Consider the following 15,162-nt stretch of genomic DNA (forward strand, 5'->3'; position numbering starts at 1 on the left):
CCAGTTCGTCGACGCCGGCTGCGGGTGGCCGTGGGCGGCGGTCGCGGCGCGGGTCGCCGCGTCGGCCAGCCGGCCGGTCAGCTCGGCGACGAGCAGATCGGGCGAGATGGGGCGGATGCGCACCGGACCATCCTGCCCCGCGCCGGGTACGTCGGTGCCGCCGGTCAGCCGCTGCGGTCGATGGTGACCCGGGCGTCGTCGGCCAGCCGGTAGCCGACGCCGTAGACGGTGGTCACCAGCGGCACGTCCACGCCGACCTTGCCGCGCAGCCGACGCACGTGCACGTCGACGGTGCGCACGCCGGCGTGCTCGTAGCCCCAGACGGCGTTGAGCAGTTGCAGCCGGGTGAACACCCGGCGCGGGTGGGCGACCAGGTGCAGCAGCAGATCGAACTCCAGCCGGGTCAGCGGCAGCGGTTCCTCGTCGCGCAGCACCGAGCGCGACGAGGCGAGGATGTGCAGGGCGGGAATGGTCGGGCTGATCGGGCGGGCCGGCGACCGGTTGGCGGGCGCCTGGTCGGGGCGGCGTTCGGCCGGTACCGAGCCGATGATCACGCCTTCGCCCCGCTCCAGCATCTCGCGAGCGGCCTCCAACAGCCGGCGCGCCGCCGGGGTCAGCGACTCCTCACAGGCCAGCGGGATGGACAGCGTCACGGTGAGCACGGGCGCGGCGGTGTTCGCCGGGCGACGCTGGCCGCCGGGAGGTCGACCGGGCACCGCGGGTTGGGACGTATGCCATCCGGCGCGCGACGAGGCGGGGCTGACCGACATGGTCCTCCTTGGGCTGGTCCGGGTATCTCCCCACGGCCCGGGACGCCGCTTCATCGATGCTTCCCGGCGCCTGGGCGAGGGTCAAGAGGCGGCTGCGTTGCATGAATGTGACAATTGACGAACACATCGGAGCCGAATGCTCGCTCTGCGTACGAGGCCTGATGATTACAGCAGAGTCGTCGAGATGCCCCGTTACGGGGGTCCCCGACCGGTTCACCAGGCGGTCACATCGCCGCCGGACCAGGGCTCAGCTGCTGTGATCCACGCTGATCGGGGCCTCGTCGGCCAGCCGGTAGCCGACGCCGTAGACGGTGGTGACCACCTCCGAGCCGGCCAGCTTGGCGCGCAGCCGGCGGACGTGCACGTCCACCGTCCGGGCCACCGCGTGCTCGTAGCCCCAGACGCTGGAGAGCAGTTGCAGGCGGGTGAAGACCCGGCGGGGCCGCTCGGCCAGGAACAGCAGCAGCTCGTACTCGATGCGGGTCAGCGCGATGACCCGGTCGCCCTGGCGGACCATCCGCGAGCCGGCCAGGATGCGGACGTGGTCCGGTGCGGCGGGCGGCACGACTGGGCGCGGAGCCGGTCGCGGCCCCGACGCGGGGTCCTCCACGGCACGCAGTTGACCCTCCCCCGACTCGGCCAGCTCGCCGAGCAGCTGCACCAGCCGGGCCAGCCGAGGGCTCAGCGGCCCGGGGACGAGATCGAGGGTGATGGTCAGGGTCGGGCTGGTGCGCGGACGGGCCGGCGGGCGCACGCCGGGGTGGCGGCGCGTGGGGATGGCGACGACGGACATGGTGCCTCCTGAGTGGCGGTACGCGCGCCACGCCGGGTGTGGCGTGACGGTCAGCGGCGCGCCCAGCCGGCGTTGACCGGGGACGCGAGGGGAGAGGGGTGGTGCAGTGGGGTCGGGCCGAGGGCCGGCAGGCCGGCGATCCGCCAGGCCGCGAACCCACCGACCACATCGGTGGCCCGGTGCAGGCCGACGTCCTGCAACGCGGCGGCGGCCAGCGACGAGGTGTAGCCCTCCTGACAGAGGATCACCACCGGCACGTCGTAGTCGACGGCCTGCGGCAGCCGGGCCGCGCAGCGTGGGTCGAAGCGCCACTCCAGCACGTTGCGTTCGACGATGAGCGAGCCCGGCACCACGCCGTGCGCGGCCCGCTGCGCGGCCGGGCGGATGTCGACCAGCAGCGCTCCGGCCCGGTACGCCAGGTGCGCCCGCTCCGGGTCCAGCCGGCGCAGCCGGGCCCGCGCGGCGGCCAGGATCTCGTCGATGCCCCGGGAGCCCGGTGGCGGCACGGGGGCGGGACAGTGCTCGGCGGTTATCTGCATTCTCGGTTCCTTCCGGTGACAGGGTCCTCGGTGGGCGCGGCTACCAGGACCGGCCGGCCTCGGCGACCTCGGCGACCCGCAGCCGCCCGTCCAGGAGGTGATAGCGGGTCATCCGCAGCAGCGCCGGCCGGTAGACGTGCACGCTGACCGCCGGCGCCGAGCCTCGGTTGGTCACCTGGTGCACGTGCCGGGGGCCGAAGCGGCGGCCCGCGCCGGCCGACAGCAGTCGGGGGCGTAGTCGACCGGCGCTGACCGTCTCCTCGGTGAGCACGCCGCTGACCACCCGGAACGCTCCGGAGGAGCCGCCGTGGTCGTGCAGGTCGGTGCCCTGCCCGGGCAGCCAGCTCAGCGCCCACACCTCGTGCTCGTCGCTGACGGCGAGGCGGGTGTACCAGCGCTCGGCGGGGTCGAAACGCAGCGCGACCGGCCAGCCGGCCGGGTCGGCCCATCCGGCGGCAACGGTGAGCAGGTCGGGCTCCGGACGGTGGTGCGTCATGGGGGTTCCTCGCGGTCGTTCGGCGGGGTGCCCTCGTACTCTAGACGGCAAAGCCTATAGGTTTAGTAGGTAATTCCGTCTGGTGGGATGCAGAGCCAGCCGCTCGGGTGAATCAGTGCAGCACCGGCGGGTCCGCGCGGTAGCCCGGCAACGAGGGCCAGCGCACTGTCAACACCACCGACGCGCGCTCGGCGAACCAGGAATGGTCCACCCCACGGGCCCACACCACGTAGTCGCCCGGCGCGGCCAGCCGTACCGTCCGGTCCGGCAACTCCACCCGGAAACACCCCTCGACGAGTACGAGCAGAGTGGTGCGCACCTCACCGGTCGCCCACCGCGACCGGGCCTGCCCGGGCGGATGCACGCCCCACTTCACCTCGACGTCGGTGCTGTGCCGGATCTCCCCCGGCGGCGCGAAGTGCCCGAGCAGCCAACCGGCGTTGGTAGCGCCGTCGACGCCCGCGTTGCCCACGTACACCGTCTCACCCATCGGACCCCTCCCCCAGCGCGCCGGCCGAGCAACCTATCAGGACCGGTGTGGCTAACCTGGACCGGTGACCGAGAACCTCGACGCCGAGACGCTTGCGTTCGCGCACCGCATGTTCGACCTGGCCCGAGCCGGCGCCACCGACGAGTTGGCGGCGCAGATCGACGCCGGCCTGCCGGTCAACCTCACCAACGACAAGGGCGACACGCTGCTCATCCTGGCCGCGTACCACGCCCACCCGGACACGGTGGCCGCCCTGCTCAGCCGCGGCGCCGACCACACCCGGGCCAACGACCGAGGTCAGACCGCGTTGGCCGCGGCGGTCTTCCGCAGCAGCACCGAGGCGGTCCGCGCGCTCCTCGCCGCTGGCGCGGATCCGGCACACGGCAACCCGTCGGCCGTCGAGACCGCGCGCTTCTTCGACCTGCCGGAGATGACAGAGCTGCTGCGCGTCGGCTGACACCGGCACGGCCGGCCGGTATACAGAGTCGGTGGAAGATCCTCTGCCGGAGCAGATGCGGGCCGCCGGCACCGCGCTGCTGACCGCGCTCGACCCCGCCACCCGCGAGAGCGCCGTGCACTCGTTCGACGACGAGGCGGCCCGACGCTGGCTGGAGTACCGGCCCCGACCCCGACCGGGCGTCTGCCTCGCCGAGCTCGACGTCACCGCCCGCAAGGCCGCTCACCGGTTGCTGGCCACCGCGCTCAGCCCCTCGGCGTACGCACAGGCGATGGCGATCATCTCGCTGGAGGAGGTGCTGGACCGGGCCGAGGGCTGGCAGCGCGGGCGGCACAGCGCCGACTACTGGGTGGCCGTGTTCGGCGACCCGGCGCGCGACGACCGTTGGGCGTGGCGACTCGAAGGGCACCACCTGTCGGTGAACATGACAGTGGTGGACGGTCAGGTCTCCCCCGCGCCGATCTTCTTCGGTGCCAACCCGGCCGCGGTCCGCTACGCCGGCCGGCCGGTCTCCCGTCCACTCGGTGTGGAGGAGGACCTGGCCCGCGCCCTGCTCGACGCGCTGGGCCCGGCCGAGCGGGCCGCCGCGATCATCGCCGACGAGGCGCCCGCGGACATCATCAGCGCCACCCGCGGGCGGGTCGACGCGCCGCTGGAGCCCCTCGGCGTACCGGCGGAGCGGCTGGGGCCGACCGGCCGCGCGCTGCTCGACCAGGTGGTCGCCCTCTACCTCGACCGGCTACCGCCCGAGCTGGCCATCCGGGAGGCGACCCGACTGGACGCCGGCCCGCTGCACTTCGCCTGGGCCGGTCCGACCCAACCGGGGCGGCGGCACTACTACCGGGTGCAGGGCGACGACCTGCTGATCGAGTACGACAACACCACAGCGGACGGCAACCACGCGCACACCGTGCTGCGCCGCCCCGCCAGCGACTTCGGCGCCGACGTCCTGGCAACCCACCACCAGGCCCACCCCCACTAACCCCGCGCCCCCGCCCTCGCCGATCTTGCAGTTCCGGCGGTCGAGTTACGCGGGTAGGCGGCTTTCGCGGGTATCGAAAGTGCAAGATCGACGGGTGGGGGTGGCCGTCAGGGGCGGGTGGCCTCGATGAGGAAGCGTTGGGCGTGGGCGACGAAGGGGCCCTCGTTGGCGATGCGGTGGTGGAGGTCGCGCAGTGGTGCGCGGTAGCGGTCGACAGTGAACCCGGGCACCGTCCAGATCACCTTGCGCAGGAACCAGACCACCGCGCCGATGTCGGCGAAGGTCGCCCGCAGGGTGGCCCGGCGCAGGTCGACGACCCGCAGGCCAGCCGCTTCGGCGGCGGCGACCGCGTACTCGGGGTGCCGCTGGGTCGGCGGCGGCAACGGCCCGAGGATCGCCTCACTGAGCTCCCGCATGGTGCCGGCCCCGATCTGCTGCGACAGGAACGTCCCGCCCGACCGCAGCACCCGTGCCGTCTGCACCCAGTCGGTACGCACCGGATGCCGACTGACCACCAGGTCGAACGAGGCGTCGCGAAACGGCAGCGGCCCGTCCGGTGCGACCGCGACCACCGACGCGCCGACCCGACGCAGGGTCCGGCGGGCCACCTCCACGTTCGGCGGCCACGCCTCGGTCGCCGTCAGCAGCTTCGGTGGACGCGGCACTTCGGCGAGCACCTCCCCGCCGCCGGTGTCCACGTCCAGCGCCGCATCGGCCCGCGCCATCCGGTCGGCGACCAGCCGGGCGTACCCCCAGGGTGGACGCTCCTCGGTGGCCCGGCCGGCCAGCCACTCGAAGCCCCAACCATCGACGGGCGCGGCGGCGGCCTCCGCGATCAAGTCCTCGGCGTCACGCTCACCGGTCATGGCGGTCAGCTTCGCGGCCGGTCACCCGGCCGGCAACCCATTTGCCGCCGCCCGGTCGGGGTGTCCGCGGTGGATCTCAGCCGAAGCTCAGCCCGTGCTCTTCGAGGGCGGCCTGGAGGATCCCGAGCGCCTTCGGGCCCATGCCGTGCAGCTTGGCCAGGTCCGCCTCGGGAACGCCCGCGAGCTGACGCAGCGCGGTGTAGCCGGCGCCCTGCAGGGCCCTGGTGGCGGGCGCGCCGATCTTCGGGAGCGTGTCCAGAGAGGAGGTCATCCCGGGATGGTAGACCGACCAGTCGCAGGGATGCCGGCCCCGCGCACCAGGCCCACTTGCCGGCCGGACGGCGGGGCGGGCCAGGTCGGGCCAGGTCGGCACCGTCTGGCCGGGTGGGTCAGGGGCGAGTCCAGCGGGTCCGATCAGCGGGCCCGCTCGGCCGGTGGGGCCAGAGACGAGACCGCCGGCAGGTCGGGTCAGGGGCGGGCGATCTCGCCGGTGGAGCCGGCCAGCGCATCCAGGCCGCCGGACTCGGCGCGGCCGCTGTCGAACTGACGCATCAGCCGGGCGCCCAGGTGCACGCCGACCCCGCCGACGGCCAGCGCGACCAGTTCGGTGACCAGGATCGCGACCGACGCGCCGCGCTGCGGGGAGTGTGACCGGACCAGGCAGGTGAGCAGGAACATGGCGGCCATCACCGCGTTCACGAGGTTGAAGGCGACAGCGGTACGGCGGGTACGGTCGCCCGGCACGTCCCACAGGTCGACCATGCCGGCCACGGCGGTCAGCGCGGCGGCGACGAGGGCGGCGACGCCGGTCCAGTAGCCGACCTCGCCGAGGAACGCGGGCCCGCCGATCACGTCGGTGAGGTCGAAGACGGTGGCGCTGACGAAGAGCCCGAGCGGGAACGTCACCAGCATCGGTTGGATCGGGTGCCCCTGCACCCGCAGCCGGCTCTGCATCGGTCCTCCCCCAGGTCGGCGCAGCTCACCTGACCAGAGTGCTACCCGGGGCCGGTCGAGGCGAAACGATGCCGCCCGACTCGCCGCCGGCAGGGAGAACGGGCACCGTGGCCGCGCCCGTCGGCCGGACGGCCAGACCGGCGGGTGATCGACTCGGGCTTCAGGAAGTCGGGGCGTCCGCCGGCCCGTGACACCCCGATCTCCAAGAACCCGAGTTGATCACACCGCCGACGCGGCCCGAGCCGCCCACGCCGCCCACGCGGCGGACGCGACCCGGGCAGCCCACGCGGCCGACGGCACCCAGCGGCCAACCCGACCCCAGCGGCCGACGCGACCCACGCGGCCTCGGCGGCCGGGGTCAGTTGTCGCGTTGGCGGGAGACCGTCCGGACCAGGCGCTCGGCCACCTCGCGCAGCGGGATGTCCAGCGACGAGGCGGCGGTCCGCAGCACGTCGAGGGCCTCGGCCGGCGGGCACCCGCGCTGCGTCATGATCACGCCGACGGCCTGACCCACCACCCCGTCGTGCAGGAGTGAGGCGTCCCGCTCACCGGCGAGGGTGAGCTGTCGATTGCGGTCGCGGACGGCGGCGAGCAGCAGGCCGGCGTGTTCGGCGAGCAGCATGGCGGTCAACTGGTGTTGCGGGGTCAACAGGTCCGGCGCGGCGGCGTACAGGTTGATCGCCCCGATGACCTGGTCGTCGATGTCGACCGGTGCGGAGATCACCCCGCGTACGCCGAGGTCGCGGGCGTGCGCCGTCCAGGCCGGCCAGCGGAGCTCACCGGTCAGGTCGGCGGCGAGGATCATCTCGCGGCGGTGGATCGCGCTCATCGCCGGCGTGTCCGGCCCGTGTCGCAGGTCGTCCAGCCCGGCCAGCCCCTCGTCGGAGGCTGCCACCCCGGCCGGCTCGCCGGCCCGCAGGGCGGTGAACCCGCACCAGCGCACCCCGGCGACGGCGTCCCGGGTGACCCGGACCAGGGCCAGCAGCGCCTCATCAAAGTCGGTCAGGGCGATCAGCCCTGCGGTCAGCTCCCGTAACAGTGCGGCCGCTTCCAGGACGCCGAGGGTGTGCACCACCGGTTCCCGCGTGTCGAGGTTCACCGGTTCGCAGCCTCCGTGCCGTCTCGCGCCTGCCCGGCAAGCATCGTCACCTGTGTCATCGTCTGCTCTCTCCCGACTCGACCGACCAGCCCTACTACCCTGGGAAACCTGGGTCGAAACGGCGTAAATCGGGGCCCCGGTCACGCGCGGAGGCGCAATCGGGGCCCCGACGGTCGGTACGTCAGCGCGAGGCGCCGCTGAGCCGCCGCCCGATCGACGCGATCAGACGGTCGAGCTCGGACCCGAACGGGTTGTCGTGCACGAGGTACGTCCAGGTGGCGGTGGGCCGGACCAGGGTGCCGTCGTCCGGCTGCCAGTCCTCATCGAATTCGGTCTCGTTGAACGTGGCGATGGTGCGGGCCTCGATCTCCGGGATCAGGTCGTTGAACGCCGGAACCGCGGCCCGGTGGAACTCGTCCAGCGGGTCGAGCCGGCCCAGCGCGCGCAGGTGCACGCCCTCGCGGACCTCCGACAGCTCGGCCAGGTGCTCGGCCCAGAGCCGGTCCAGGTGGTAGAGCGCGATCGACCGGGCGGCACGGGCGAGCAGGTCCTCGTCCATCTCGCCGGCCTTCTCGGGCTCCTTCTCCAACAGCATCACCGCGGCCACGTCGCTGGTGAGCAGCCGCTCCCGGCGGGCGGCGAGGGCCTTGCGCTGCTGCTCGATCACCACGCTGTAGCGCCAGGTGTTGCGGTGGATCTCGTGGTTGACGCCCTCGGCGACCCGCTGGGCGTGCTCCACCGCGTAGTCGACCTGCTCGTCGGTCACCAGACCGTCGGCGTTCATCCGCGGCGAGGCCGGCACCGAGTCGGCGGCGTGCCGGACGACGAGGTCGTCCTCCAGGCTGACGAAGAAGACCGAGCCGCCCGGGTCGCCCTGCCGGCCGGCCCGACCGCGCAGCTGGTCGTCCACCCGGCGGCTGTCGTGCCGGCCGCTGCCGATCACGTAGAGCCCGCCCAGCTCGGAGACCCGCTCCTGGTCGGTCTGGTCGCTGCCGCCGAGGCGGATGTCGACGCCACGGCCGGCCATCTGGGTGGAGACGGTCACGGCGCCGTACGCGCCGGCCTCGGCGATGATCGCGGCCTCTTCGTCGTCGTTCTTGGCGTTCAGTACGACGCAGGGCACCCCGGCGGCGTTCAAGCCGGCGGCCAACCCCTCGGACTCCTTGACGTCCAGGGTGCCGACCAGAACCGGCCGTCCCTTGGCGTGCCAGCGCTGGATCTCGTCGATCAGCGCCTCGTCCTTCTCCGCCCGGGTGGCGTAGATGCGGTCCGGCTCGTCCTCGCGGATGCACGGGGTGTTCGGCGGGATCACCGCGACCTCGAGGTCGAAGAACTCCCGCAACTGGTCGCCGACCAGCACAGCGGTGGCGGTCATCCCGCAGACCTTCGGATAGAGCGCGATGTACGCCTGCATGGCGATGGTGCCGAGCACCTCACCCTCGGCGGTGGCGTCCAGCCCCTCCTTGGCCTCGACCGCGGCCTGGAGACCGTCCGGCCAGCGGCGGCGCTGGGCCACCCGGCCGCGCATCTCGTCGACCAGCTCGACGGAGCCGTCCCGGACGATGTAATCGACGTCACGGTGCAGCAGGGCGTGCGCGTGCAGCGCCACGTTGACAGCGGAGAGCTGCGCGACGTGCTCCTCGTCGTACAGGTCGATGCCGAGCTTGGCCTCCATGGCGGCCAGGCCGGCGGAGGTGAACGCCACGCTGCGCCCGTCCTCGGCGACCGTGTAGTGCTTGCCCTTGCGCAGGCCACGAACGAGCGCGGCGGCGGCGTGCACCGGGTCCTGCTCGCCCGGCACCGCGCCGGCCAGGACCATCGGCACCCGGGCCTCGTCGATCATGATCGAGTCGGCCTCGTCGACGATGGCGGTGGTCAGCGCGGGCTGGACCCGGTCTTCCACGTCGGTGACCAGTTGGTCGCGCAGGTAGTCGAAGCCCGCCTCGCTGACCGAGACGTAGGTGACGTCGCAGGCGTACGCGTCGCGCCGCTCCTGCGGGGTGGAGGCCTCGTTGACCCAGCCGACGGTGAGGCCGAGCAGGGTGTAGACCGGCTCCATCCACTGGGCGTCGCGGCGGGCCAGGTAGTCGTTGATGGTGAGCACGTGCACCGGGCCGTTGCCGAGCCGGACGTGCCCGTACGCGGCGATCGTGGCGGTCAGTGTCTTGCCCTCACCGGTGGCCATTTCGGCGACCTTGCCGGAGAGCAGCGACATCGCGCCGAGCAGCTGCACGTCGTACGGCCGCTGGTCGAGGCCACGGCGGGCGGCCTCACGGCCGACGGCGCAGATCTCCTCGTAACCGGCGGCGGCGCCCGCGGCCGCGGTCAGCTCGGCCTCGTCGAGCGCGGTGAGCTCAGCCTCGCGCGCCTCGATCGCCGGGAGCAGTTTCTCCAGCGGAGCAAGATCCACGGTCGAGCCGGGGCGCTGGAGGAACCGCCGGAACTTGCTCTTGAACCGTTGCGACACACCCATGAGCGGCAACGGTACGCGATTCCGGGCGGCTCGCGCGGCCCGGCCGCCCGGCAAGTTGGCCTTCCTGGGGCGCGGTCAGCCGACCAGCAGCTGGTGGCTGGCGAGTTCCCGGTACAGCGGGTCGGTGGCGGTCAGTTCGGCGTGGGTGCCCACGGCCACCACCCGGCCGCCGTCGAGGACGACGATCTGGTCGGCGTCGACCACGGTGGCCAGCCGGTGCGCCACGATCAACAGGGTCCGGCGGACGGCCACGGCGTCGATGGCGCGGCGCAGCGCGACCTCGTTGCGGGAGTCGAGGTTGCTGGTCGGCTCGTCGAGCAGCAGCACCGGCGGGCCGGCGAGCAGCGCGCGGGCGATGGCCAGCCGCTGCCGCTCACCTCCGGAGAGCAGCACGCCACCCTCGCCCACCTGCACGTCGAGGCCCAGCGGGGTGCGCTGCGCCAGGTGGCCCAGGTTGACCTCGTCGAGGACGTCGCGCAATCGGTCGTCGGTGGCGTCCGGGGTGGTGATCAGCAGGTTCTCCCGCAGCGTGCCGGCCAGCACGGGAGCCTCCTGCTCGACGTAGCCGAGCCGGGCCCGCAGTGCGTCGCGGGGCAGGTCCCGTACGTCGGTGCCGTCGAGTCGGACCGCGCCGCCGCTCACCTCGTAGAAGCGCTCGACCAGGGCCAGCACCGTGGACTTGCCGGCGCCGGAGGGACCGACCAGGGCGGTCCGGGTGCCCGCGGGGACCGCGAAGCTGACCTCGTGGAGCACCGGCTCACCGCCCGGGTAGCCGAAGCCGACCCGGTCGAACTCGATCATCGGGGTCGGGCGGCGCGGAGTCGCCGTCGCGGCGGCGCGCGCCGGACTGTCGTCCGCGCCCTCCGCGGGCACGGCCAGGATCTCCTCGATCCGCTGGAGGGCACCTAAACCGGACTGCAACTGGGTGTACGCCCGCAGCACCTGGCCCAACGGCAGCGCCAGCAGGAACAGGTACATGACGAACGCGACGAGGTCGCCGACGGAGATCGCCCCGGCGGCGACCCGTGCCCCACCGATGCCGAGCACCAGCAGGAACGCGCCCTGCACGGTGACCGAGCCGATCGGGCCGACCAACGCCTGCACCCGGGCCACCCGCAGTCCCGCCGCGTACGCCTCCCGGGCGCTGCCGGTGACGGTCTCCGTCTCCCGGGTCTCGGCGCGGCTGGCCCGGATGGTCCGGGCCGCCGAGATGGCCCGCTCCACCGCCGAGGTCATCTCGCCGATCCGCTCCTGGGCGACTCGGGCCAGCGCCCGGACCCGGCGGGCGAAGGTGGCGGCGAAGACCAGCCCCAGCGCCACCCCGAGCAGGGTGACGCCGAACAGCAGCGGGTCCAGCAGCACCATGGCCGTGCCGGCGCCGAGCACCGTCACCGCCCCGGTGACCGTTTCGAACAGCCCGGAGGTGACGACCGCGCGCAGCAGCGTGGTGTCCGAGCCGACCCGGGAGAGCAAATCGCCGGTGCGTCGGCGGTCGTACTCGGCGATGGGCAGCCGCAGCAGGTGGCCGGCGAGCCGACGCCGGGTGCCCAGCACCACTCCTTCGGCGGTGCGTTGCAGCAGGTAGTCACGCAGCCCGCCGATCGCCGCGCCGAGCACCACGAGGGCTACCAGCACCGCCACCAGCCGGGACACCCCCTGCTCGGCGCCGATCCGCTCCAGCACCGACCGGGTGAGCAGCGGTTGCGCCAGCGACGCCGCCGAGCCGACCAGCGACAGCGCGCCGACCACGACGAGGGTGCCGCGGTGTTCCCGCAGGTACGGCAGCAACGCGGCCAGGCCGACCGACCGGCTCCCGGGGCTGCCGCCGTCCGGCCGGTCGGTCGAGGTGTCGCCGGAAACCGGCCGGTCCTGCACGGTGCTCATGTCGCGAACGGTAGCCGCCCCTGGCACGCGGCGAAGTCGGGTCAGGTCGCGAGCACCACCTGAAGCTCCTGGCGGCGACGGTCGGCCAGGTCGGTGAGGAGGGCGGGCGCCTCGTCGAACGGCACCACCGCCGAGACGAGGTGCTTGCGGATCGCGTCGCCGTACGTCCTGAGCAGGTCGACGGTCTCGGCGGAGAGCCGTTCGCGGTCCCAGGTGGGCGCGAGCCCACGCGGCACCCGGCCGATCTGGGCGCAGCGCAGCGACAGCCCGTTGTGGTGGAACTCCTCACCGAGGCGGACCGCGTCCGCGCCGCCCTGGTAGAAGGCGAGGTCGATGACGGTGCCCTGGGGCCGCAGCAGCCGAAGGGCGAGGTGCAGCGCCCACGCCTGCCCCCGGCACTGGAACACCACGTCGGCGCCCCGGTCGCCTGCGGTGTGCGCCCAGCGGGTCTTGAGCACCACCGCCGGGTCGTCCGCGTCGGGGTCGAGGGTTTCCAGACCGAGCGCCTCGGCTACCTGGCGGCGGTGCGGGGTGGGGTCGAGCACCACCACCGACGCGGCGCCGTTGTGCCGGGCGAACAACGCCGTCAGCAGCGCCACGACACCGGCGCCGACGACGGCGACCCGTCGGCCGCGTACCCCGTCGCCGAGCGCGCGGACGTCGGTGCCGTGCAGGTCGGCGGCGGCGTGCAGCAGGCCGTTGGCGCAGATCGGGCCCATGTGGGCGACGTAGACGCCGAGCAGCGGGTCCAGGTCGTCGGGCAGCGCCACGAACCGTTCGGCGACCGGGTCGGCCAGCCAGCCGGTGCGGTGCCCGTACGTCATCGCGCCGACAGTGCCCACCGCGACGGCCGGGGTCTCGCTCTCCACCACCCGGCCGACCTGCATGTAGCCGAGTCGGGTCACCGGGTAGGGCGTGCTGGCGGCGCCCGGCTGGAACAGGCCCAGGTCGGCGTTCCAGGTGACGTTCAGGTAGGGGTTCGTGCCCTTGACGTAGCTCAGTTCGGTGCCGGCGGAGACGCCGCTGAACAGCGTCTCGACCCGGAACGTGCCGGGGCGCAGCGGGGCGGCGTCCTGCTCGACGAGGTCGACCCGGCCGGGGCCGGTGACCACCACGACCTTGTCACGCATCGACCGTCACCCCCGGGGTGAGCGCCGCCGGCGTGGTCGCGGCGGCGAGCCGCACTGTGGTGCCGGTGCGGGCCGAGTCGGCCACCGCGAGGGCGAGCCGCTGGGTCGCGAGGGCCTCGGCGTACGGGACGCGCACGTCGTCGCCGATGCCGCGGACGGCGTCGACGAAGGCCCGGTCCACCGCCACCCGGGCGGCTTCCGGGTCGGCGGGGAGATGTCGTTCGCCGTCGGCGTCGCGGATCGACAGCCCGTCCTCGGTGATCGCGAGGGCCAGCCCGTCGGCGAGGATCTCCAGGCCGGCGCGGTGCTTCCAGCCGAGGACGCAGGCGGCGCTGAGCGTGCCGACCGCGCCGTCGGCGAAGCGCAGCGCGGCGGTGGTCACCGAGTCGATGTCGGCGCCGTCGACCGGCGGTGGTGTGCCGTTGCCGTACGCGGTGACCTCGGTCACCTCGCCGGCCAGCACACGGATCAGGTCGAGCACATGGGCGGCCTGCTCGACCACCGGGCCGCCGGAGCGGTCCCGCCGCGACCACCACGCCACCGGGGGCACCTTGTCCAGCCAGGCGCCGCTGACCATCCGCACCTGGCGGTCGGCGAGCAGGTCGCGGGCCTGGTCGAGCACGCTCAGGTAGCGCCAGTGGTGGCCGACTGCGGTGCGCAGGCCGCGCCGCGCGACCAGGTCGGCGATCCGCTCGGCGGTGCTCAGGTCGACCGCGACGGGCTTCTCCACGAACATCGGCACCCCGGCCTCGATCACCGCCTCCTCGGCGGGACCGTGCGCGAACGGTGGCACGCAGACGTACACGGCGTCCAGTTCGGTGGCCAGCAGCTCGGCGACGTCGGCGCAGGCCCGCCCACCGTGCTGTGCGGCCAGCGCGGACGCGGCCTCCGGCGCGACGTCCGTGACGCCGACAAGCTCGACGTCGTCGAACCCGGCCAGTACCCGCGCGTGGCGTTGTGCCACGCCGCCGGCTCCGACCAGACCCACCCGGCAGTTCCGCATTCCGACACCCCTTCGAAGACATTTCATGTGCGATGGGAGCAGTCCCCTGAGCTGTGCGCAATCAAACGTTCATCACCCGGGAACGCATTGTCGTCACCACTGTGATCAAGCTGTTGCCGAGAATGCGGTTAGCGCGTGATGAGGAATGGGAACAACCAAATTTGGTTTTTCCACGCACGAACGGAGGGGTGCCCGTGCGGGATACGACATCGAGTGTGTCGCCGGTGGTGGAGGCGTGGGCCACGTACCGGACGACGTCGGCGGCGGACTGGCCGACCCGTCGGCTGTTGCGAGCCAAGGGTGAGACCCGGGTCAGCGTGGTGCTGCCGGCGCGCAACGAGGAGGCCACCGTCGGCGCGATCGTGTCGACCATCCGGGAGCACCTGATGGATCGGGTGGCCCTGGTCGACGAGCTGATCGTGGTGGATTCCCGCTCGACGGACCGGACCGCGCAGGTGGCCCGTGCCGCCGGCGCGGAGGTGGTCAGTCAGGACGCGATGACCCGGGGGTTGCCCCGGCTCACCGGCAAGGGCGACGCGCTCTGGGCCGGGCTGGCCGCCGCCGAGGGAGACGTGGTGGCGTTCATCGACGCCGACCTGCGGGAGTTCCGACCGCACTTCGTGAGCGGGCTGCTCGGCCCGCTGCTGACCGACCCGTCGGTCGACTTCGTGAAGGGCTTCTATCACCGGCCCCTGGTGGGCAGCGCCAGCGTGGAGCAGGACGGTGGGGGCCGGGTGACCGAGTTGATGGCCAGACCGCTGCTCAACCTCTTCTGGCCCGAGCTGGCCGGCTTCGTGCAGCCGCTCGCCGGCGAGTACGCGGCTCGCCGGGACGTGCTGGCCCAGGTGCCGTTCGTCTCCGGATACGGGGTGGAGACGGCCATGATGATCGACCTGCTCGAGCTGGTCGGCCTGGACGCGCTAGCGCAGGTCGACCTCGGTGAACGCAAGCACCGCCACCAGGACACCGCCGCCCTGGGCCGGATGTCCGCGCAGATCATGTTGACCGCCTGGTCCCGGCTGCAACGGCGCGGCTGGGCGACCCCCGGGTTCGCGCCGGAGTCGTTGCTGACCCAGTTCCGTCGCGGCGGTTCGGACACCTTGCCGAACCTGGACCGCGAGATCGTGGTCAGCGACGTGTCCATCGAAGAGCGCCCGCCGTTGGCCGAACTGCGCCACCGGGTGCCCCGCCGCCGGGTGGCCGCCGCGTGAGCACGAGGAGCCTCA

At 73.3% G+C, this 15,162-nt stretch carries 16 protein-coding genes; 3 read left to right on the forward strand and 13 right to left on the reverse strand.

The genetic code is table 11. The features are described from left to right. Positions 1-164: 164 nt before the first annotated feature. The 5 genes from GUI43_RS06515 to GUI43_RS06535 all read right to left on the reverse strand — a co-directional run bounded on the left by GUI43_RS06515 (position 165) and on the right by GUI43_RS06535 (position 3,088). Positions 165-770, reverse strand: a complete 606-nt coding sequence (locus tag GUI43_RS06515; RefSeq protein WP_112587450.1) for a winged helix-turn-helix domain-containing protein — start codon at positions 768-770, stop codon at positions 165-167. 247 nt (positions 771-1,017) lie between these two features. Then, positions 1,018-1,563 (reverse strand): winged helix-turn-helix domain-containing protein, encoded by a 546-nt coding sequence (locus GUI43_RS06520; RefSeq protein WP_112698316.1) that lies wholly within the window; start codon positions 1,561-1,563, stop codon positions 1,018-1,020. A gap of 50 nt (positions 1,564-1,613) precedes the next feature. After that, positions 1,614-2,102, reverse strand: a complete 489-nt coding sequence (locus GUI43_RS06525) for a rhodanese-like domain-containing protein (protein ID WP_091408377.1) — start codon at positions 2,100-2,102, stop codon at positions 1,614-1,616. A gap of 40 nt (positions 2,103-2,142) precedes the next feature. After that, entirely contained in the window at positions 2,143-2,598 is a 456-nt protein-coding gene (locus tag GUI43_RS06530) for a cysteine dioxygenase (RefSeq protein ID WP_112698317.1), read from the reverse strand. Positions 2,599-2,710: 112 nt separating this feature from the next. Then, on the reverse strand, positions 2,711-3,088 hold the full coding sequence (locus GUI43_RS06535; RefSeq protein WP_112698318.1) for a signal peptidase I: 378 nt from the start codon (positions 3,086-3,088) through the stop codon (positions 2,711-2,713). Between the two features lie 109 nt (positions 3,089-3,197). On the opposite strand from GUI43_RS06535, the gene GUI43_RS06540 reads away from it, so the two are divergent. Together GUI43_RS06540 and GUI43_RS06545 are read left to right on the forward strand one after the other, a co-directional pair. Beyond that, complete coding sequence (locus GUI43_RS06540; RefSeq protein WP_274526580.1) at positions 3,198-3,545, forward strand: ankyrin repeat domain-containing protein; 348 nt, start codon at positions 3,198-3,200, stop codon at positions 3,543-3,545. Positions 3,546-3,576: 31 nt separating this feature from the next. Next, the gene (locus GUI43_RS06545) at positions 3,577-4,527 is read left to right on the forward strand and encodes a DUF3500 domain-containing protein (RefSeq protein WP_181518493.1); all 951 of its coding nucleotides are present in this window, start codon (positions 3,577-3,579) and stop codon (positions 4,525-4,527) included. Positions 4,528-4,634: 107 nt separating this feature from the next. Here GUI43_RS06545 and GUI43_RS06550 read toward each other — a convergent pair whose 3' ends face one another. From GUI43_RS06550 to GUI43_RS06585, 8 genes are all read right to left on the reverse strand, one after another. Continuing rightward, complete coding sequence (locus tag GUI43_RS06550; RefSeq protein ID WP_112698319.1) at positions 4,635-5,393, reverse strand: class I SAM-dependent methyltransferase; 759 nt, start codon at positions 5,391-5,393, stop codon at positions 4,635-4,637. A gap of 76 nt (positions 5,394-5,469) precedes the next feature. Further along, entirely contained in the window at positions 5,470-5,664 is a 195-nt protein-coding gene (locus GUI43_RS06555) for a helix-hairpin-helix domain-containing protein (RefSeq protein ID WP_112698320.1), read from the reverse strand. A 197-nt stretch (positions 5,665-5,861) separates the two neighbouring features. Beyond that, on the reverse strand, positions 5,862-6,347 hold the full coding sequence (locus GUI43_RS06560) for a DUF2231 domain-containing protein (protein ID WP_112587466.1): 486 nt from the start codon (positions 6,345-6,347) through the stop codon (positions 5,862-5,864). Between the two features lie 358 nt (positions 6,348-6,705). Beyond that, positions 6,706-7,446: a GAF and ANTAR domain-containing protein gene (locus GUI43_RS06565; RefSeq protein ID WP_091408352.1), complete on the reverse strand. Its 741-nt coding sequence runs from the start codon at positions 7,444-7,446 to the stop codon at positions 6,706-6,708. Between the two features lie 181 nt (positions 7,447-7,627). Further along, on the reverse strand, positions 7,628-9,919 hold the full coding sequence (secA2, locus tag GUI43_RS06570; protein ID WP_112698321.1) for an accessory Sec system translocase SecA2: 2,292 nt from the start codon (positions 9,917-9,919) through the stop codon (positions 7,628-7,630). A gap of 75 nt (positions 9,920-9,994) precedes the next feature. Beyond that, on the reverse strand, positions 9,995-11,803 hold the full coding sequence (locus tag GUI43_RS06575; RefSeq protein WP_225855329.1) for an ABC transporter ATP-binding protein: 1,809 nt from the start codon (positions 11,801-11,803) through the stop codon (positions 9,995-9,997). A gap of 41 nt (positions 11,804-11,844) precedes the next feature. Next, entirely contained in the window at positions 11,845-12,933 is a 1,089-nt protein-coding gene (locus GUI43_RS06580) for a zinc-dependent alcohol dehydrogenase (protein ID WP_112698322.1), read from the reverse strand. Then, positions 12,926-13,936 (reverse strand): Gfo/Idh/MocA family protein, encoded by a 1,011-nt coding sequence (locus GUI43_RS06585; RefSeq protein ID WP_112698323.1) that lies wholly within the window; start codon positions 13,934-13,936, stop codon positions 12,926-12,928. The genes GUI43_RS06580 and GUI43_RS06585 overlap by 8 nt, the downstream gene beginning before the upstream one ends. A gap of 227 nt (positions 13,937-14,163) precedes the next feature. On the opposite strand from GUI43_RS06585, the gene GUI43_RS06590 reads away from it, so the two are divergent. Further along, positions 14,164-15,147 carry a glucosyl-3-phosphoglycerate synthase gene (locus GUI43_RS06590; protein ID WP_225855332.1) on the forward strand — a complete coding sequence of 328 codons (984 nt, stop codon included), beginning with the start codon at positions 14,164-14,166 and terminating at the stop codon, positions 15,145-15,147. Positions 15,148-15,162 lie beyond the last annotated feature (15 nt).

The sequence above is a fragment of the Micromonospora noduli genome, assembly GCF_003264365.1.
Taxonomy (GTDB): domain Bacteria; phylum Actinomycetota; class Actinomycetes; order Mycobacteriales; family Micromonosporaceae; genus Micromonospora; species Micromonospora noduli.

What these genes read in the sequence shown, in the direction of transcription:
- GUI43_RS06515 (WP_112587450.1), bottom strand. Translation starts at nt 770, where the DNA reads ATGTCGGTCAGCCCCGCCTCGTCGCGCGCCGGATGGCATACGTCCCAA.
- GUI43_RS06520 (WP_112698316.1), bottom strand. Translation starts at nt 1,563, where the DNA reads ATGTCCGTCGTCGCCATCCCCACGCGCCGCCACCCCGGCGTGCGCCCG.
- GUI43_RS06525 (WP_091408377.1), bottom strand. Translation starts at nt 2,102, where the DNA reads ATGCAGATAACCGCCGAGCACTGTCCCGCCCCCGTGCCGCCACCGGGC.
- GUI43_RS06530 (WP_112698317.1), bottom strand. Translation starts at nt 2,598, where the DNA reads ATGACGCACCACCGTCCGGAGCCCGACCTGCTCACCGTTGCCGCCGGA.
- GUI43_RS06535 (WP_112698318.1), bottom strand. Translation starts at nt 3,088, where the DNA reads ATGGGTGAGACGGTGTACGTGGGCAACGCGGGCGTCGACGGCGCTACC.
- GUI43_RS06540 (WP_274526580.1), top strand. Translation starts at nt 3,198, where the DNA reads ATGTTCGACCTGGCCCGAGCCGGCGCCACCGACGAGTTGGCGGCGCAG.
- GUI43_RS06550 (WP_112698319.1), bottom strand. Translation starts at nt 5,393, where the DNA reads ATGACCGGTGAGCGTGACGCCGAGGACTTGATCGCGGAGGCCGCCGCC.
- GUI43_RS06555 (WP_112698320.1), bottom strand. Translation starts at nt 5,664, where the DNA reads ATGACCTCCTCTCTGGACACGCTCCCGAAGATCGGCGCGCCCGCCACC.
- GUI43_RS06560 (WP_112587466.1), bottom strand. Translation starts at nt 6,347, where the DNA reads ATGCAGAGCCGGCTGCGGGTGCAGGGGCACCCGATCCAACCGATGCTG.
- secA2 (WP_112698321.1), bottom strand. Translation starts at nt 9,919, where the DNA reads ATGGGTGTGTCGCAACGGTTCAAGAGCAAGTTCCGGCGGTTCCTCCAG.
- GUI43_RS06575 (WP_225855329.1), bottom strand. Translation starts at nt 11,803, where the DNA reads ATGAGCACCGTGCAGGACCGGCCGGTTTCCGGCGACACCTCGACCGAC.
- GUI43_RS06580 (WP_112698322.1), bottom strand. Translation starts at nt 12,933, where the DNA reads ATGCGTGACAAGGTCGTGGTGGTCACCGGCCCCGGCCGGGTCGACCTC.
- GUI43_RS06585 (WP_112698323.1), bottom strand. Translation starts at nt 13,936, where the DNA reads ATGCGGAACTGCCGGGTGGGTCTGGTCGGAGCCGGCGGCGTGGCACAA.